Genomic DNA, 15,681 nt, shown 5'->3' on the forward strand with positions numbered 1-15,681 from the left:
ATTGCATTTACACCAAAAATAAATATATCATAACAACAGTTTACAAGCAAGTTTTTTTATGCTATTTATTTACTATACATTTTAATAATCAATTCAGCCTCTGTTTTTCCGCAGTCCAGTTGCTTTGCAATCTCTTCAATTGTATGACCTTGTCCATATAAATGGAGAATGCGCGACTGAAGTGATTGTTCATAAGTGTCTTCTACGTTAGATTGAGGCGCTTTAAGGTGGAGAGCATCGTCTTTTTTTTCTAATATGGCATGCGCAATACCTTCATCTGGCAAAGCTTCCTCTACCTTCTGCTCTGTTGTTGAATTGCGATTTATTTGGGCCAATAAATGGGTGTTCTCTTCTTTGATATCCTGAAGAAAGCTGTCGAGTACATCCATCACCTCTTCAGGTGTTTGGTTCTCTTGCGCATTGATTTTTTTATACAATATGAAAATAATGATAAATGCAAGTATATGCAGCATAAAGCTAAAAAATATCAGTATTGGTGTCATGAGAGAATCCCTTCTATCTACTTAAGTCTATATGATTTCCGAGATATGGATGAGCATGCTTTTCCTCCTGTTGCCTATCATCTTTCTGCTCTTGATCAGATGCATGGTGTTTTGAAGATGCGTCATTAGAATCCGGGTTGTTTTTTACATGTTCCGAATCGTTGACTTGCTGACGTTCCAGCTTTTGTTGTTTCGTATGGGTTTGAGCAAGAGATTCTTGAAATTGTTGATGGTGTTTGAGCATTTGATCTTGCATTTTCCCTGCTTCTTGTACACGTGGCAAAGCAACTTGCATTTCAACAGATTTCCAACTCATTGACATCACCCTTTATGAGAGTTAAGTTTAATCCTGTTTTTGGCCAGTATGTAACGATTGGATGCTGACATCATTTTCAACCAATCGAACAGAAACAGACTTTCTATCATGAGCGACCATGTGTGCATATTTACCAAAGTAAATGCCGACATTGCGATATAACATTCCTGATACGAGCAATGTTGCATCCTCACCGATATTAAATATTTCAGTGATGCTTTCCAACTCTGTCATGACGTCTTGAAGCTGTTCACGTGTCTGACGGAAGGCATTTTTTTGCCGCAATTTCATAATTTGCATTTTAGTCTTTTGCGAATCATCTCGGGTATGCGCCAATTTTTCACCTAGTAGGTGTAATTTCTCTAATGTAGATTCTAACTCCTCTTTTTTCGCTGTTAATTGCTTTAACTTAAGTTGTAACGATTGATCAGGACCTAAAAATACCTCGGTTTTGGAATTCATACGATTACCTAAATCATTAACTTCAATTTGAACCCCCGCAGAAATGCTACCACCTATTATACTTCCTTTGGGACATATTATATGACTTCCGGCGATACAGTTACTATGAATGATAGACTTTTCCACATGGATATTGTTGCCCGCTCTTACGTGTCCTTGATTAATATAGCCGGCTTGTACGTTCTCAGTGGCATGTATCTTTCCATTAGCTTGTCCAGAAAATCCTTCCGAAATATATATGGAACCACCAGCCTGTAATTCCGCAGCTTCAACCATGCCGAATACTTTGATATCTCCATCTGCCTTGACCTTATATCCTGTTGGAACATTGCCATGGATGACGATTGTTCCGACAAAATCAAGATTTCCCGTTCTCATTGATAAATCATCATGCACATCATATACAGACTGAACATCGATTCGCCGTTTCCCTATACTAATTTGCCCCTCTTCAGCAGCATAAAAGGATTGATCAGCCTCTCTAAAAACGACATTCTTTCCGGCTTTCATTTTATATGGTTGACCTGGTTTAGCGTGAATAGGCTGTCCGGAAACGTCTGTTCCGTCCTGCCCTGCTTTCGGAGCAATCAAAGTAGCAATTTTTTCCCCTTTTCGAGCAGAAGGAATACGCATAACGTCTCTAAAGTTTATTTTTTCCCCTTTTATCCCTGTTGCTAAATTGGCTTGATAGGTAATGTCCCCGTCAATCCCGTTTATTGGTGCAATACCTTTTGCAATCACTAACGGAAACGCAACCGATTCGGGATCATTCTCAAAGTCTGCAAGAGCGTCCCAATCAACACCAAATAGTATCTTATTGTCCTGTAGCATGTGCTCAATACCTTCTCGTGTCACCTCAGTGGTTTCCTCAACCGTATCCTCTACCTTATTTAAGGTCGCAACCATACGATCATGTGATATCTTAATGTGATAAGGAAAGTGATTGTCCATATTCTCCGCCCCTCCATGTTCATTTAAAAGGAGTTAATTTAATGTCAATTGGTAGCCCTTCTGCAACTGATCTTTTAGTTTGAAAATTGCCCGCTTGTGAATTTGCGAGATACGCGATGTTGTTAATCCCATTACTTTCCCAATTTCTGTGAGTGTTAAATCTTGATGATAAAACAAACTCAACACCAATTGTTCATTGTTGTTTAATTGTTTAACGTGCTCTGCTAGCTCTTTCTTCATTTCTTCTGTTTGAATATACTCTTCTGGTGAAGCAGCGTCTTCATCAGGTATTGTATATCCAATGCCTTCATGATAACTATTGCCACCATCTTTAGGCTTTTCTTCAATGGATAGAACATTAGCAAAAAGCACATCCTTCGTATGTGTTTCTACTTCATGGGCAGTTAGACCGAGTTCTTTCGCAATTTCCGAGGAAGTTGGCTGGCGTTGATAGCGTTGCTCAAGTTCACGTGACACTTTTTCGATTTTTTTAGCCTTTTCTCTAATTGTTCTTGGTAGCCAATCCTCTTTCCGCAAACCATCAATAATAGCCCCACGAATACGAAAGGATGCATATGTATCAAATTTAAGCTCTCTTTCAATCTCAAATTTGCGAATGGCGTCATATAAGCCAATCATCCCGAAGCTTTGTAGATCTTCTTTCTGGACGTTTTTTGGTAGATGTACAGATATACGTTCAACGTGATAGCTGACGAGATACATATAATGCTCGATCAGACTGCCTGCTGCATGACGATCGCCATCACGCAACCACCTGGTCCATAACTCATGTTCCAAAGGCGTCTTTTTTGTCATGATCACATGCTCCCCCCCAATGCTATATATTTAAACTAAATAATTGATTCACCTTTATTGACAGTCCGAATATGCAATGCGCCATTATCAGGGTCAAACTCAATCGTTCTTCCTCTATTGCCACCCACATCTTCAGATACAATTTGGATACCATGTGTTTTCAGCTCTCGCTTAACGGCTTCTACATTTCTTGGGCCTATCCTCATTGACTCTGATGTAGTTGCAAATTGAAACATTTCTGCACCACCAGCGATTTTAGCTTTTAACGAGAACTTTCTTGCACCTTTTTTTATAAGATGTTGAATTAAGATGTCAATTGCTGTGTCGGCATACTTATAGTTATTTAAGTTATCTCGTTTACTTAAGCTTGAATCTGGTAGCATAATATGTGCTAGTCCTGCTGTTTTCTTCGTTAAATCATAAATAACGATGCCAACACAAGATCCGAGTCCAGATGTCCGGATCAATGATGGTGCCTGAACGACATTTAAGTCTGCAATTCCAACTCGTACAACCGATACCGTATCATTCGTCATCATCGTTGACACCTAGGGCATTAAATATTTTATTGAACGAAATTGGATCTGGCAGTAATAAGAAATGACCTTGCACACTATTAATCCCACTTTTATCACGGATTTGTGTATCAATGATGATGGCATAGTCACTCCATTGAGACAAATCAATCAACCCTGAGGCTAAAATAGCGCCTGCCATATCTACACCTAAATGCGGTACAGACGGGTGCATATTTAAACCGGTGAAATCTGAAAGTGCAGATAGATAAGAGCCTGTTAAAATGTTACCGACCTCTTGTAAGGCAGATAATCCCATTGATTGAGCTGACCCGTTGTCAAGAAGTTTAAAGTTATCATCACCTGTCACTTGTTCAACAATGAATTCAGCCTCTTCTATTGGTAGTATAAAGTAGACCTTTCCTGTTACATCCCCATCGATCGTAATCAATACGGCTGCTGCTGGTGTTTCAGGTCCACCAACGATGTCCATGACTTCATCAAATGCAGCGATATTCACAACAGGAACTGCCATCTCGATCTTTTTATCGATTAATTGTGCCATAGCTGTTGCAGCATTTCCTGCACCGATATTACCGATCTCTTTTAAGACGTCTCTTTGCACATTTGACAGATGATTCATCACCATAATCCTATCCTTCCAATACGTTAAGATCGTTCACTTCTTCTTTTGCGAGTACTTTTCCTAAGTTGAGTAGAATTAAAAGACGCTGATCCACTTTTGCAACACCATCAATATAATCAACATCAACTGTTCCAACCAATTCTGGTGCTGGTTCAATTGCGTCCTCGGGGATGTCGATCACATCATTTGCTGCATCAACAACTAAGCCCACTTCCATCTCTTCTAAATGGACAATAATGATTCGCGTCGCTTCATCGATTTCCTTTGGATCAAGACCAAATCTTATTCGCAAATCGATGACAGGTGTTACGACCCCGCGCAAATTGATGACGCCTTTAACGAATGGAGCTGTTTGAGGTACCCTCGTTATCGGCTGCATCCGTTCAATCAGTCCGATTTGGTCTACTGGCAAAGCGTAAGATTCATCTTTTAATTGAAATACAATCGATTTTCTATATGTTGCGGATTCATTTGCCATAAGATATTCCTCCTATAATTGTTTTTTATCGGACAAGTGCGTTGCTATCGATAATTAATGCGACTCGACCATCACCTAAAATGGTTGCACCAGAAATTGCGAACGTATTCGTTAAATATTGCCCCATGGATTTCAACACAACTTCCTGTTGCCCAATCAAAGAGTCGACAACAAGTCCGGTGAGCTTATCACCTTTACGAACAATGACAATCGGAACATATGCATCATCTTCTTGATTAACAGAGCTTGTCGAATCAAACAACTCACTTAAGAAAACGAGTGGGACGACATGCCCCCGAAAATCGATGACCTTTTTGTTATGCGCATGCATAATATCCTTTTTGCTAAAAATAGCCGTCTCCATAATGGATGATAGTGGAATGGCATATGTTTCAGTTCCTAATTCAACGAGCAGTACGGACATAATTGACAGTGTCAGTGGCAGTTCAATTGAAAAAGTAGACCCTTTACCTAAGGTCGCATCTACTGACATACGCCCACCGAGAGATTCAATTGTGTTTTTGACGACATCTAATCCGACGCCTCTGCCAGATACATCTGATATTTTTTCAGCTGTTGAGAAACCACTCGTCATTATGAGCTCATATACTTGTTGATCTGTGAGCAACAGAGATTCTTCTTTTGAAACCACACCATTTGCAAGGGCTTTGGCAAGTACCTTTTCTTTGTTTATACCTGCACCATCATCGGAAATTTCTATAAACACATGATTGCCACTATGATAGGCTTGAAGTTTAATTGTTCCTTGTTCTGGCTTACCAGCTTGCTTACGTTCTTCTGCCGTTTCAATGCCGTGGTCAACAGCATTCCTGATTAAATGAACAAGCGGATCTCCTATTTCATCGATAACCGTACGATCTAATTCCGTTTCGGCACCGATGATTTCAATATCAACTTGTTTATCAAGATCTCTTGCCAATTGGCGAATCATGCGCGGAAAACGATTAAATACTTGATCAATCGGTACCATACGCATTGTTAAAATGATATTTTGCAAATCGCCAGACACACGTGTCATACGCTCAACAGTTTCTTCTAAATCTTGATGCTTTAGTTCCTGTGAGATTTGTTCTAATCGGCCTCGATCGATAACCAACTCTTCAAATAAATTCATGAGTACATCAAGACGGTCTATATTAACGCGAATCGTCTTGTTCACGGCTTTCTTCGTTTTGGAAGAACTGTCTTCGGATGTCGTTGTTTCAGCTTCCTGATCAGCAGCCGTCGTTGTCTCTGACTGAGCGGTTTGCTGTTCCTTATAAGCTGCGATAGAAAAAGCATTGATCGTTACATCTTCTATTTCTGACACTTTAATCACATTTTGGTAGATGTCATCCTTAGACATATTTGAAACGAGAAGAACAGTAAATGATTGATCAAAATTCTCTTCCTCTAATTCCGTAACACTAGGTGAGGATTTGATCACTTCGCCTAACTTTTCTAGCACTTCAAACACCATAAATACACGCGCGGCTTTTAACAAACAATCCTTACGCAATTGAACGGTAATTTCAAAGTTAGAATACCCTCTACCTTCAGATTCACTTAATATGGAGATCTCAAACTCATCAAGACCACCAACAGACATCAATGTTACTGTTTCAGTTGCTTCTACAGCTGGTGCAGGTTTACGATCGTGCGTTTGAATAGATTCACCCATTTCAACACGGTCAAGTAGATCAACGATACGTGCGACGTCCTTTGTGCCCGCACCACCATTTTCAACATCATCTACAATTGATTCAAGGTGTTCGACTGCTTCAAACAATAAATCTATTAATGACGTATCTACTGCGATCTTCTCGTACCGAATCCCGTCAAGTACATTTTCCATCTTATGGGTTAAGTTTGCTAAATCGGTGTAGCCCATTGTAGCTGACATGCCTTTCAATGTATGCGCTGCTCGGAAAATCTCTTCAATGACGGCTTTTTCTCCTGGTTGCTTTTCTAATTGAAGCAATTGATTGTACAGGACATCCAAATGTTCTCTGCTTTCGTCAATAAAAACGCCAAGATATTGTGTCGTATCCATCTTACTTCCCCCTTGAGTGTTCTACCAGATTTAAAATCGTATTTCCTATTTCTTGCAATGGTATAACATGATCAACTAAATGCGTCTTGATCGCTGCTTTGGGCATTCCGTAAACGGCGGCTGTTTGTTCTGATTCTGCTAAAATAATTGCATGCTCATCTTGTTTTTTTATGTCCAACAGACCGTTGGCACCATCACTCCCCATACCTGTTAAAACAACTGCTAATTTATTTACATTGTTCATTGTTGCTAATGACTTAAATAACACATCAACCGATGGTCTATGAGGAAGATCGATTGGGTGTTTAGATAATTCAATGACATGTGTCATCCCAATATGTCGAATCCGCATATGAAAATCCCCTGGTGCAATATATGCAGTGCCTTTTTCGACGATATCACCGTGAACAGCTTCTTTAACTCGGATGTTAGACAATGTGTTCAGGCGATCTGCTAAAGACTTCGTGAAGCGCGCAGGCATATGTTGAACAATGAGCAATGGGGCTGGGAAATCTTCCGGTAGCACTGTTAAAACATGCTGTAATGCATTCGGACCACCTGTAGACGTACCAATTGCTACCATTGTCTTTAAATCCGGCTGTTTAAAAGGGGATACATTAACAAATTGCTGATCTGTCATAATAGGATCCCTGACTTCATTCGGCGGTATTTTTGCACCTGATGCACCAATGACTCTTTCAATTATATCTTGCTGAATATCTGATATATTTAAAGAAATTGCCCCAGATGGTTTTTTTATAAAATCAACAGCGCCATTCGTCATTGCCCGTACAGTTTTTTGTGCGTTATCATCACTCGAGAGCATAACGACCGGCATCGGGTTATGTGCCATAATATGTTGCAAAGTCGCAATACCGTCCATAATTGGCATTTCGACATCAAGGGTTATAACAGCTGGTGATAAAGTATGGATTTTATTAAGTGCATCTTGTCCATTTCGTGCTGTTCCGATGACTTCGATGCGATCATCTTCTGTTAATATGTCGGTAATCATCTTCCGCATAAATGCTGAATCATCTACGACGAGTACACGTATCGGTTCCATAGCTATTACCTCTCCATCATAAGTTGTTTAAGTTTACTGACAAATGATAAAGACCGGCTGTTGGGCGGCTTCGTTAAATTAGATAAATAATAGTCAACGGTATGTTTAATCGCTTTCGATATTGGTGCCTTATCATTCATTAAAAGAAAGGGCGTCTGTCTCATAACTGATTTTGTTACAATTTTATCATCTGGAAGTACACCAAGCGCTGTCACATCTATTTGTAAAAATTGTTTAACGACCGCACGGAAGTTGTTTAATGCTGCTATTCCACGTTTTTCATTGACTGAACGGTTCATCAGGATAGAAATTGGTTTTGTAAACCCATGCCCCACAATGTGTTTGATCATGCTGTATGCATCCGTAATCGATGGAGGCTCTGGTGTTGTCACGATAAAGCATTCATCAGCTGCTAAAATAAACAATAAACTATCTGCAGTTGCCCCTGCTCCCATATCTAAAATGATATAGTCATACGTTTTTACAAGCTCTTCATATGTATTGAAGAACAACGCTTTCTTAGCTTCATCAACAACAAAGAAACGATTAAGGCCTCGTCCACCAGAAATATAAGATAATCCCTTTGGACCAGTTGCAATGATATCGGTGATAGGGATATCTTGTTCAAACAAATCCACAAACGAATACGTTGTATCAAGGCCGAGTAAGACATCAATGTTACCCATTCCGATATCTAAATCAAATAATAATACCTTTTTATTACGGTTAATGAGCTCAAGTGAAAGATTTAATGAAATGTTTGATTTACCTACCCCGCCCTTGCCACTGGCAACTGCTATAGTTTTAGCATGCTTTTGTTGATGTGGCATTTGCAACATTCTTCGTAGCCCTTCCGCCTGATCACCCATTATGGAAACCCTCCATAATAAGGCCAGCCAAATACTCTGGCGTTGGTTCAATCAGATCATCTGGAACGTCTTGTCCATTCGTCATGTAAGCAATTGACGATCGATTATTGGACAGCGTCATATTTAATAATCCTCCGTATTGCCGTGTTTCATCTACCTTCGTAAAAATCAAACCTTTAATAGGCAGATGGTTAAACTGATCATGAACGTTGAGCATATCCTGTGATTTAGCCGTCATAGACAATACGAGAAATGTATCAATGTTGTCATTGAAATCGATACTATTAGTTAATTCCTTAACATAACGTTCAGACTGGAAATTACGTCCTGCTGTATCAACAAAGATTAGATCATAATCTTTAAAACGTTCAACAGCATGACGATACTGTTCAATATCATACGCCACTTCAATTGGAACATTTAAAATCCGAGCATACGTCTTTAATTGATCAATAGCGGCAATTCGGTACGTGTCTACGGTTATGAACGCAACCTTTTTATTGTGTCCAATCATTGCCTTTGCAGCAATTTTAGCTAATGTAGTCGTTTTGCCAACACCTGTAGGTCCAACAAAATGGATGACTTTTTTATCAAAATACATCTGTCCGAATGAGTGTTGTTGCAATTGCTCTGTCAACGCTTGCTTCACATACCGATATACGATACGTTCATCAGTTTCATCCGGATGTTCGCTCAATACCGTTTCAATAAGCGATGTGCAAATTTCAGGTGAGACGTCCTGATCTCGTAAATAGTGAAACATGATTTGATAAGCGGGTGGATAATGACCATTAGACTGGTTCGTCGATAAAAACATTTGCTTAAGCTGCTTTATTTCAGAGAGCACATCACTTTGACGATCATTTCCATCGGCCCCTTTATGTACAGACACGTGTTGTTGTGCTGAGTCTCTTGCCTTTGAAGCCAATGGCGATGGATCAAGTGCAGCAACAACCTCTATATGTTTTTTCTTTAAAATCCCAAAAAAGCCACCCTTGCTCACTTCTTTAGAATTAAGAATGACTGCATTTGATCCCAGTTCTTTTCTAATTTGCTGCATTGCTTCTGGCATGGTTGGCGCAATATATTTTTTCACTTTCATGCTACATTCACCACCCCAACGCTTTGAATTTGAACATTAGGTTCAAGTTCATTATAGGATAAAACAACAACTTGAGGGAAAAAGCGATCCAGCAATTGTTTTAAATACATTCTTATTGCTGGTGAACAAAGAACAATTGGTGTTTCCTCTTCTAACGAAAGCTTCTCAACCTCTTCATGAACTGTTTTAATAATCATTTCTTGTGTTTCCGGCTCCATAGCCAAATAGTTGCCGTGTTCAGTTTGTTGAATGCTCTCGGCAATTGTTTTTTCAATCTTACCAGAAACTGTAACGACTTTAAGTGATAAATCAGCGCCAGCATATTGCTTCGTCAGCTGTGGCGAGAGTGCTTGCCTGACGTACTCGGTCATTAAATCAGTATCACTTGTCATCTTCGCAAAATCAGCAAGTGTTTCAAAGATGATCGGCAAATTTCGAACAGATACGTGCTCTTTCAAAAGTTTAGCGAGCACTTTCTGAATATCGCCAATGCTCAAAGGCTCAGGTGTAACTTCTTCCACAAGGATTGGATAACTTTCCTTCAAATGATCGATCAATTGTTTTGTTTCCTGACGACCGAGAAGTGTATGAGCATGTGTTTTGATGATTTCAGTAATATGAGTCGAAACAACAGAAGGTGGATCAACGACAGTATAGCCTAATAACTCAGCTTCATCCTTTTGATCCTCACTAATCCATTTTGCTGGCAAGCCAAACGCTGGTTCTCTCGTTTCGATACCATCTACACCATCATCATCCATATCTGGCGACATGGCTAAATAATGGTCCAAAAGCAGTTCACCACTTGCGACTTCATTGCCGCGTATTTTTAACACGTAATCATTAGGATTGAGTTGAATGTTGTCTCGAATTCTAACAACGGGCACAACAATACCAAGCTCTATCGCTAACTGTCTACGAATCATTACAATTCGATCAAGTAAGTCGCCACCTTTGTCAGCATCTACAAGCGGAATTAGCGCATAGCCAAATTCAAATTCAATTTGGTCCATTGTCAGTAAATTAACCACATTTTCAGGTGACTGCATAGCATTTGATTCCGCCTGTTCTGCTTCAACCTCTTCAGGTACAACGTCTTCTTCTGATTTCTTTAGTAAGAAGAAGGCACCAAGTGCGAGAAAACCTGCAAGAATTGTCGTAAGTAAGAAATTGATTGGGGTCAAGCCAAGTAAAAAGATCGCCCCTGCTGCAATAAATAATAGTTTAGGAAATTGGAGTAACTGATCTGTGACATCACTACCTAAGTTACCAGTTGTTGTGACACGGGTTACGACAATGCCCGTTGCCGTAGCAATTAAAAGTGCAGGAATCTGACTTACAAGTCCATCGCCAACGGTTAAACGCATATACATATTAATTGCTTCTTGAAAACTAAGACCATTTTGCGCCATTCCGATAATTAGACCAAAAATAATATTGACGAGAACGATGATGATACCAGCAATCGCATCTCCTTTAACGAATTTACTTGCACCATCCATAGCGCCATGAAAGTCAGCCTCTGCTTCTACCTTCTCTCGCCGTTCTTTCGCTTGTTGCTCTGAAATTAAGCCGGCATTCATATCTGCATCAATACTCATCTGTTTCCCTGGCATAGCGTCAAGGGTAAAACGTGCTGCAACCTCAGAAACACGTTCAGCCCCCTTTGTTATAACGAGGAACTGAATGATAACGAGTATGACAAAAACGACAAAACCAACAAGCGGGTTATTGCCAATTACAAAAGAACCAAACGTATCAACAACACCACCAGCTTTGCCTTCTGACAAAATTGAACGTGTTGTAGATACGTTAAGTCCCAACCGAAACAAGGTCAATAGTAAGAGCAAAGAAGGAAAAATTGAAAATTGCAATGCTTCCTTAGTATTCATAGAAACGAGTATAACCACTAGTGCTAACGTAATATTGCATAAAATTAAAATACTAAGCATCCAGCCTGGAAGTGGGATCACAAGCATAACAATAATTAAAATAACTGCTAATAAAACGGACAAATCCCGTGCTTTCATTATTTTTTCCCCCTCTCGTTATAATTGTTTGTCTAACCTGTACACATACGCAAGTATTTCAGCAACCGCCTGATAAAATTGCTCGGGTATAACGTCCCCAATTTCAATAACGTCGTAAAGCGACCGAGCAAGTGGCTTATTTTCAACTGTGATGACATCATGCGCCTTTGCAACCTCTCTAATTTTCAAGGCAAGCTGGTCGGTCCCTTTGGCAATAACATATGGAGCATCCGCTTTCTCTTCATCATATTTAATTGCAATCGCATAATGCGTTGGATTTGTAATGACGACATCAGCTTGAGGCACTTCACTCATCATCCGACGCGTAGCCATTTGCCGCTGTTTTTCTTTAATGCGCGATTTGATGAGTGGATCACCTTCAATGTTTTTATGCTCATCCTTCACATCCTGCTTCGACATTTTCATGTTTTTCTCAAAGTCATAGCGCTGGTAAGCATAATCGAACACTGACAAGAATAACAGTGCGAGAGTCGATGCAATCCCCATCATGACCGTTGTTCGTCCAAAGAAGGCGAGAGCATCCTCAGCATTTTTCAAAGCAAGCATCATCATATCGTCTTTATACAGCCAAATGATAAAAAAAGTAATTGTCCCTATAAAAACGATTTTAAAAAATGATTTTAATAACTCAACAAGGGCTCTTATTGAGAAAATCCGCTTAGCACCTTGAATTGGATCGATTTTTTTCAAGTCGAATTTCAAGGGCTCTGCTGTAAACAAAAAGCCAAACTGTGCCAAGTTCGCTGCGGCACCTGCAATAATGGCAATCGTCATTATTGGCGCAAGTATTTGTCCCATTTGAATCAAAGCTTCCACCAGGACTTGTTGAACCGTCTCAAAGGTGACATCCCAATATATGTATTCTGTAAATGTGTGATGAAACATTGTCAGCATGCCGTTTTTCATAAAGCTGCCAAACACGATAAGAATAATAAAACAAAACAATAAGAGTACGGCTGTGTTAATATCTTGACTCTTAGCGACCTTACCTTTTTTGCGTTCATCTTCTCTTTTCTTCGGAGTTGCTTTTTCTGTCTTTTCGCCCGCAAAAAATTGTAAATCAAGTTTTAGCAGTTGCACGACTAGCTCCCCCCGAATAATTGCATCAATGTTTGCATCGTACTAAATAATAGTGTGAATAGCTGTTTAGCTAAAAAGATATAAAGACTCATAAAAAACAAGAGAACTAAAAAACTAACAAAGATTTTCAAAGGCAATCCAACAACAAACACATTGAGCTGGGGAACCGTTCTTGCAATTAATCCTAGGGCAACATCAACGAGAAATAAGCAGCCTACAATCGGTATTGCAATTTGAAATGCAATTACAAACATCTTGTTGAATGTTTCTATGACAAACATTGCAATTGATTGCTGCCCGAAGTCAATCAAGCCTTCAAGCGGAACAAGTGCATAACTATTATAAATACCATCAATGATAATATGGTGACCATCAACAGATAAGAGAAACAAGAGTGCAATAATATAAAAATATTGTCCGATTAAAGGGCTTTGGGCACCTGTCTGTGGATCAACTACGTTTGCAATGGCAAACCCCATCTGAAAATCAATAAAACCACCGGCAATTTGAACCGCAGACAAAATGATGTATGCGATAAGACCGATAAACAGTCCAACCACAACCTCCTTCAAAAGAAGGACCGGATACATTGTTAAAATAGCTTCATCTGGCACGTCAACCGTATAAACCATCATGAGTGCAAGAAAAAAACTCATACCGACTTTAAACGGTGCCGGTATTGTACGATAAGAAAACAAAGGCATTGCAACGAAAAACGCAGCAACTCTAGCAAAAATAAGTAAAAATGTCGGTAAAATGGCTAAATTAATAGATTCTAGCATTGTCTACCCTACATATCTATTTATATTAAGATAGAGATCTGTTGTAAATTCAACAATATGAGAGAGCATCCATGGTCCAAAAAATACTAAACCGATTAGAACAGCCACAATTTTCGGGATAAACGCAAGTGTCTGCTCTTGTATTTGCGTCGTTGCTTGAAATATACTGACCAACAGACCAACGGCGAGGGCGAGTATGAGTAACGGGCCAACAACGAGCAAAATCGTATATATTCCTCTTTCCGCTAGCGACAGAACAAACTCATTCGTCATTCAGATGCACCTTCTTTTTTAGTAAAGTTTCGTTAAAAACCATCGAGTAATGACCATGTAATTAAATACCAACCATCAACAAGCACAAACAGTAAAATTTTAAATGGAAGAGAAATCATGACCGGTGGTAGCATCATCATCCCCATTGACATTAAAACACTCGCTACAGCCATATCGATGATTAAGAAAGGTACAAAGATCATAAACCCCATCTGAAACGCTGTTTTTAGTTCACTAATCGCAAATGCCGGAACAAGCGTTGTTAATGGAATATCGTCAACTGTCTCTGGTCTTTCAAGCTCAGCATAGTTCATAAATAAAGCCAAATCTTTTTCCCTCGTATGCTCGGCCATGAAATCTTTTATCGGGCTACTCGCACGATCATAAGCCTCATCTAGCGTGATCTCTTCATTAAAAAGCGGCTCAAGCGCTTCACTATAAACGTCGCTAAACGTAGGCGCCATAATAAAAAATGTTAAAAAAAGTGCAAGACCAATGAGCACTTGGTTTGGTGGCATTTGCTGCGTCGCCAATGACGTCCTAACAAATGATAGAACAATGACGATTCGGGTAAAGCTCGTCATTAATATGAGGATGCTCGGTGCTAGTGACAATACAGTTAATAATAATAATAATTTAACTGATGTTGAAACCGCTTCGGGATCTGTGCCTGAGAACATATTTATGAAATCATTCATGGCGCTCGTCCTTGTGCTCATTAATAATGTGTTGTCTATTGTTCTTCATTTGTTCAAGTTCCTTTGCAAAAAGTGATTTGAAAGAGGTGCTTGACTGTTGAGCTTGCTTTTTTTTGAAGCCTGGCAACAAATGATTGAATTGACGTTCGGTTGACTGTTCACCACTTTGAATCAATTGCTTCTTGACGTCTTCATCAGTTATTTCGTGAAGCAACTGTACATTGTCTCCTACCCCAACAACAAAATACTGTTTTCCAATTCTTACAATCTGCATTGATTTATTTTGTCCGATTGATATGCCACCCATATTCTCTAACGTCTGCACTTTTGAAAAAGTCTTACTGCGCTTATTTAATAAATAGAGTAGCCCGTATATAAGGACGAGAATGAATCCAAGCGCCAACACCATTTGAATGAGTTTCCATATTAAGGATCCAGTACTTTCAGCTTCTTGTGGTGTTGTCGCATTTGTTTGATTGCTGTCGAGTTCACCATGCCCATCAAGTTCTGCACAACCTATGTCACCTTCTAAACAATCTTTTATACTCTCAGCGTGCACAGCACTGCCAAAGGTCATCCATATACCAATTAGGCTAACGAACACAATGATAACTGTTTTTCGCGCCAATCATCTCACTCATTTCTTTAGCTTAGTGCTTTCTGTATCGCTTCAATGACGCGATCTGCCTGGAATGGCTTAACAATAAAATCTTTGGCACCTGATTGTATCGCATCGATAACCATTGCCTGCTGTCCCATCGCCGAGCACATAATGATTTTCGCATCAGGATTAATCGCTCTAATCTCTTTTAGTGCTTCAATACCATCTTTTTCTGGCATCGTAATATCCATCGTAACGAGATCAGGTTGTAATTCTTTATATTTTTCAACAGCGACTGCGCCATCTGGTGCTTCTCCGACAACATTAAAACCATTTTTGACAAGTATATCCTTGATCATCATGCGCATAAATGCGGCGTCGTCTACGATTAATATGTTATTTGACATGTTTACTTCCCC

At 39.5% G+C, this 15,681-nt stretch carries 18 protein-coding genes; all 18 read right to left on the minus strand.

Translation table 11 applies throughout. The annotated features are described in order from the left end of the window. Positions 1-65: 65 nt before the first annotated feature. Genes HPC67_RS01020 through HPC67_RS01105 form a run of 18 tightly spaced genes read right to left on the minus strand, consistent with a single transcriptional unit; the run spans position 66 to position 15,669 of the window. Positions 66-503 (minus strand): DUF6115 domain-containing protein, encoded by a 438-nt coding sequence (locus HPC67_RS01020; protein ID WP_217585582.1) that lies wholly within the window; start codon positions 501-503, stop codon positions 66-68. Positions 504-516: 13 nt separating this feature from the next. Further along, positions 517-819: a hypothetical protein gene (locus HPC67_RS01025; RefSeq protein ID WP_217585583.1), complete on the minus strand. Its 303-nt coding sequence runs from the start codon at positions 817-819 to the stop codon at positions 517-519. A gap of 27 nt (positions 820-846) precedes the next feature. After that, the gene (locus HPC67_RS01030) at positions 847-2,232 is read right to left on the minus strand and encodes a flagellar assembly protein A (RefSeq protein ID WP_217585584.1); all 1,386 of its coding nucleotides are present in this window, start codon (positions 2,230-2,232) and stop codon (positions 847-849) included. Positions 2,233-2,265: 33 nt separating this feature from the next. Next, positions 2,266-3,048 (minus strand): FliA/WhiG family RNA polymerase sigma factor, encoded by a 783-nt coding sequence (locus HPC67_RS01035; protein ID WP_217585585.1) that lies wholly within the window; start codon positions 3,046-3,048, stop codon positions 2,266-2,268. 35 nt (positions 3,049-3,083) lie between these two features. Then, positions 3,084-3,584: a chemotaxis protein CheD gene (locus HPC67_RS01040; RefSeq protein WP_281417483.1), complete on the minus strand. Its 501-nt coding sequence runs from the start codon at positions 3,582-3,584 to the stop codon at positions 3,084-3,086. Next, complete coding sequence (locus HPC67_RS01045) at positions 3,574-4,212, minus strand: chemotaxis protein CheC (protein WP_217585587.1); 639 nt, start codon at positions 4,210-4,212, stop codon at positions 3,574-3,576. Before HPC67_RS01045 ends, HPC67_RS01040 begins: the two co-directional genes overlap by 11 nt. Before the next feature lie 4 nt (positions 4,213-4,216). Continuing rightward, the gene (locus HPC67_RS01050; protein WP_217585588.1) at positions 4,217-4,687 is read right to left on the minus strand and encodes a chemotaxis protein CheW; all 471 of its coding nucleotides are present in this window, start codon (positions 4,685-4,687) and stop codon (positions 4,217-4,219) included. Positions 4,688-4,712: 25 nt separating this feature from the next. After that, positions 4,713-6,740: a chemotaxis protein CheA gene (locus HPC67_RS01055; protein ID WP_217585589.1), complete on the minus strand. Its 2,028-nt coding sequence runs from the start codon at positions 6,738-6,740 to the stop codon at positions 4,713-4,715. 1 nt (position 6,741) lies between these two features. After that, on the minus strand, positions 6,742-7,806 hold the full coding sequence (locus tag HPC67_RS01060; RefSeq protein ID WP_217585590.1) for a protein-glutamate methylesterase/protein-glutamine glutaminase: 1,065 nt from the start codon (positions 7,804-7,806) through the stop codon (positions 6,742-6,744). A 5-nt stretch (positions 7,807-7,811) separates the two neighbouring features. Then, positions 7,812-8,675, minus strand: coding sequence for a MinD/ParA family protein (locus HPC67_RS01065; protein WP_217585591.1), 864 nt, complete (start codon positions 8,673-8,675; stop codon positions 7,812-7,814). Next, the gene (gene flhF / locus HPC67_RS01070; RefSeq protein ID WP_217585592.1) at positions 8,668-9,777 is read right to left on the minus strand and encodes a flagellar biosynthesis GTPase FlhF; all 1,110 of its coding nucleotides are present in this window, start codon (positions 9,775-9,777) and stop codon (positions 8,668-8,670) included. Before flhF ends, HPC67_RS01065 begins: the two co-directional genes overlap by 8 nt. Then, positions 9,774-11,807, minus strand: a complete 2,034-nt coding sequence (gene flhA / locus HPC67_RS01075) for a flagellar biosynthesis protein FlhA (protein WP_217585593.1) — start codon at positions 11,805-11,807, stop codon at positions 9,774-9,776. The genes flhF and flhA overlap by 4 nt, the downstream gene beginning before the upstream one ends. Before the next feature lie 18 nt (positions 11,808-11,825). After that, positions 11,826-12,908 (minus strand): flagellar biosynthesis protein FlhB, encoded by a 1,083-nt coding sequence (gene flhB / locus HPC67_RS01080; protein WP_217585594.1) that lies wholly within the window; start codon positions 12,906-12,908, stop codon positions 11,826-11,828. Positions 12,909-12,910: 2 nt separating this feature from the next. After that, complete coding sequence (fliR, locus tag HPC67_RS01085; protein ID WP_217585595.1) at positions 12,911-13,690, minus strand: flagellar biosynthetic protein FliR; 780 nt, start codon at positions 13,688-13,690, stop codon at positions 12,911-12,913. A gap of 3 nt (positions 13,691-13,693) precedes the next feature. Continuing rightward, complete coding sequence (gene fliQ / locus HPC67_RS01090; protein ID WP_217585596.1) at positions 13,694-13,963, minus strand: flagellar biosynthesis protein FliQ; 270 nt, start codon at positions 13,961-13,963, stop codon at positions 13,694-13,696. 32 nt (positions 13,964-13,995) lie between these two features. Then, complete coding sequence (gene fliP, locus HPC67_RS01095) at positions 13,996-14,661, minus strand: flagellar type III secretion system pore protein FliP (protein ID WP_217585597.1); 666 nt, start codon at positions 14,659-14,661, stop codon at positions 13,996-13,998. Next, positions 14,654-15,289 (minus strand): flagellar biosynthetic protein FliO, encoded by a 636-nt coding sequence (locus HPC67_RS01100; RefSeq protein WP_217585598.1) that lies wholly within the window; start codon positions 15,287-15,289, stop codon positions 14,654-14,656. Before HPC67_RS01100 ends, fliP begins: the two co-directional genes overlap by 8 nt. A 17-nt stretch (positions 15,290-15,306) precedes the next feature. Then, complete coding sequence (locus HPC67_RS01105; RefSeq protein ID WP_217585599.1) at positions 15,307-15,669, minus strand: response regulator; 363 nt, start codon at positions 15,667-15,669, stop codon at positions 15,307-15,309. Positions 15,670-15,681 lie beyond the last annotated feature (12 nt).

The sequence above is a fragment of the Lentibacillus saliphilus genome (assembly GCF_019093865.1).
Classification (GTDB): domain Bacteria; phylum Bacillota; class Bacilli; order Bacillales; family Amphibacillaceae; genus Lentibacillus_B; species Lentibacillus_B saliphilus.

Excerpts from the sequence above, each read along its gene's own strand:
- HPC67_RS01020 (WP_217585582.1), bottom strand. The coding sequence starts at position 503 with ATGACACCAATACTGATATTTTTTAGCTTTATGCTGCATATACTTGCA.
- HPC67_RS01025 (WP_217585583.1), bottom strand. The coding sequence starts at position 819 with ATGAGTTGGAAATCTGTTGAAATGCAAGTTGCTTTGCCACGTGTACAA.
- HPC67_RS01030 (WP_217585584.1), bottom strand. The coding sequence starts at position 2,232 with ATGGACAATCACTTTCCTTATCACATTAAGATATCACATGATCGTATG.
- HPC67_RS01035 (WP_217585585.1), bottom strand. The coding sequence starts at position 3,048 with ATGACAAAAAAGACGCCTTTGGAACATGAGTTATGGACCAGGTGGTTG.
- HPC67_RS01040 (WP_281417483.1), bottom strand. The coding sequence starts at position 3,584 with ATGACGAATGATACGGTATCGGTTGTACGAGTTGGAATTGCAGACTTA.
- HPC67_RS01045 (WP_217585587.1), bottom strand. The coding sequence starts at position 4,212 with ATGGTGATGAATCATCTGTCAAATGTGCAAAGAGACGTCTTAAAAGAG.
- HPC67_RS01050 (WP_217585588.1), bottom strand. The coding sequence starts at position 4,687 with ATGGCAAATGAATCCGCAACATATAGAAAATCGATTGTATTTCAATTA.
- HPC67_RS01055 (WP_217585589.1), bottom strand. The coding sequence starts at position 6,740 with ATGGATACGACACAATATCTTGGCGTTTTTATTGACGAAAGCAGAGAA.
- HPC67_RS01060 (WP_217585590.1), bottom strand. The coding sequence starts at position 7,806 with ATGGAACCGATACGTGTACTCGTCGTAGATGATTCAGCATTTATGCGG.
- HPC67_RS01065 (WP_217585591.1), bottom strand. The coding sequence starts at position 8,675 with ATGGGTGATCAGGCGGAAGGGCTACGAAGAATGTTGCAAATGCCACAT.
- flhF (WP_217585592.1), bottom strand. The coding sequence starts at position 9,777 with ATGAAAGTGAAAAAATATATTGCGCCAACCATGCCAGAAGCAATGCAG.
- flhA (WP_217585593.1), bottom strand. The coding sequence starts at position 11,807 with ATGAAAGCACGGGATTTGTCCGTTTTATTAGCAGTTATTTTAATTATT.
- fliR (WP_217585595.1), bottom strand. The coding sequence starts at position 13,690 with ATGCTAGAATCTATTAATTTAGCCATTTTACCGACATTTTTACTTATT.
- fliQ (WP_217585596.1), bottom strand. The coding sequence starts at position 13,963 with ATGACGAATGAGTTTGTTCTGTCGCTAGCGGAAAGAGGAATATATACG.
- fliP (WP_217585597.1), bottom strand. The coding sequence starts at position 14,661 with ATGAATGATTTCATAAATATGTTCTCAGGCACAGATCCCGAAGCGGTT.
- HPC67_RS01105 (WP_217585599.1), bottom strand. The coding sequence starts at position 15,669 with ATGTCAAATAACATATTAATCGTAGACGACGCCGCATTTATGCGCATG.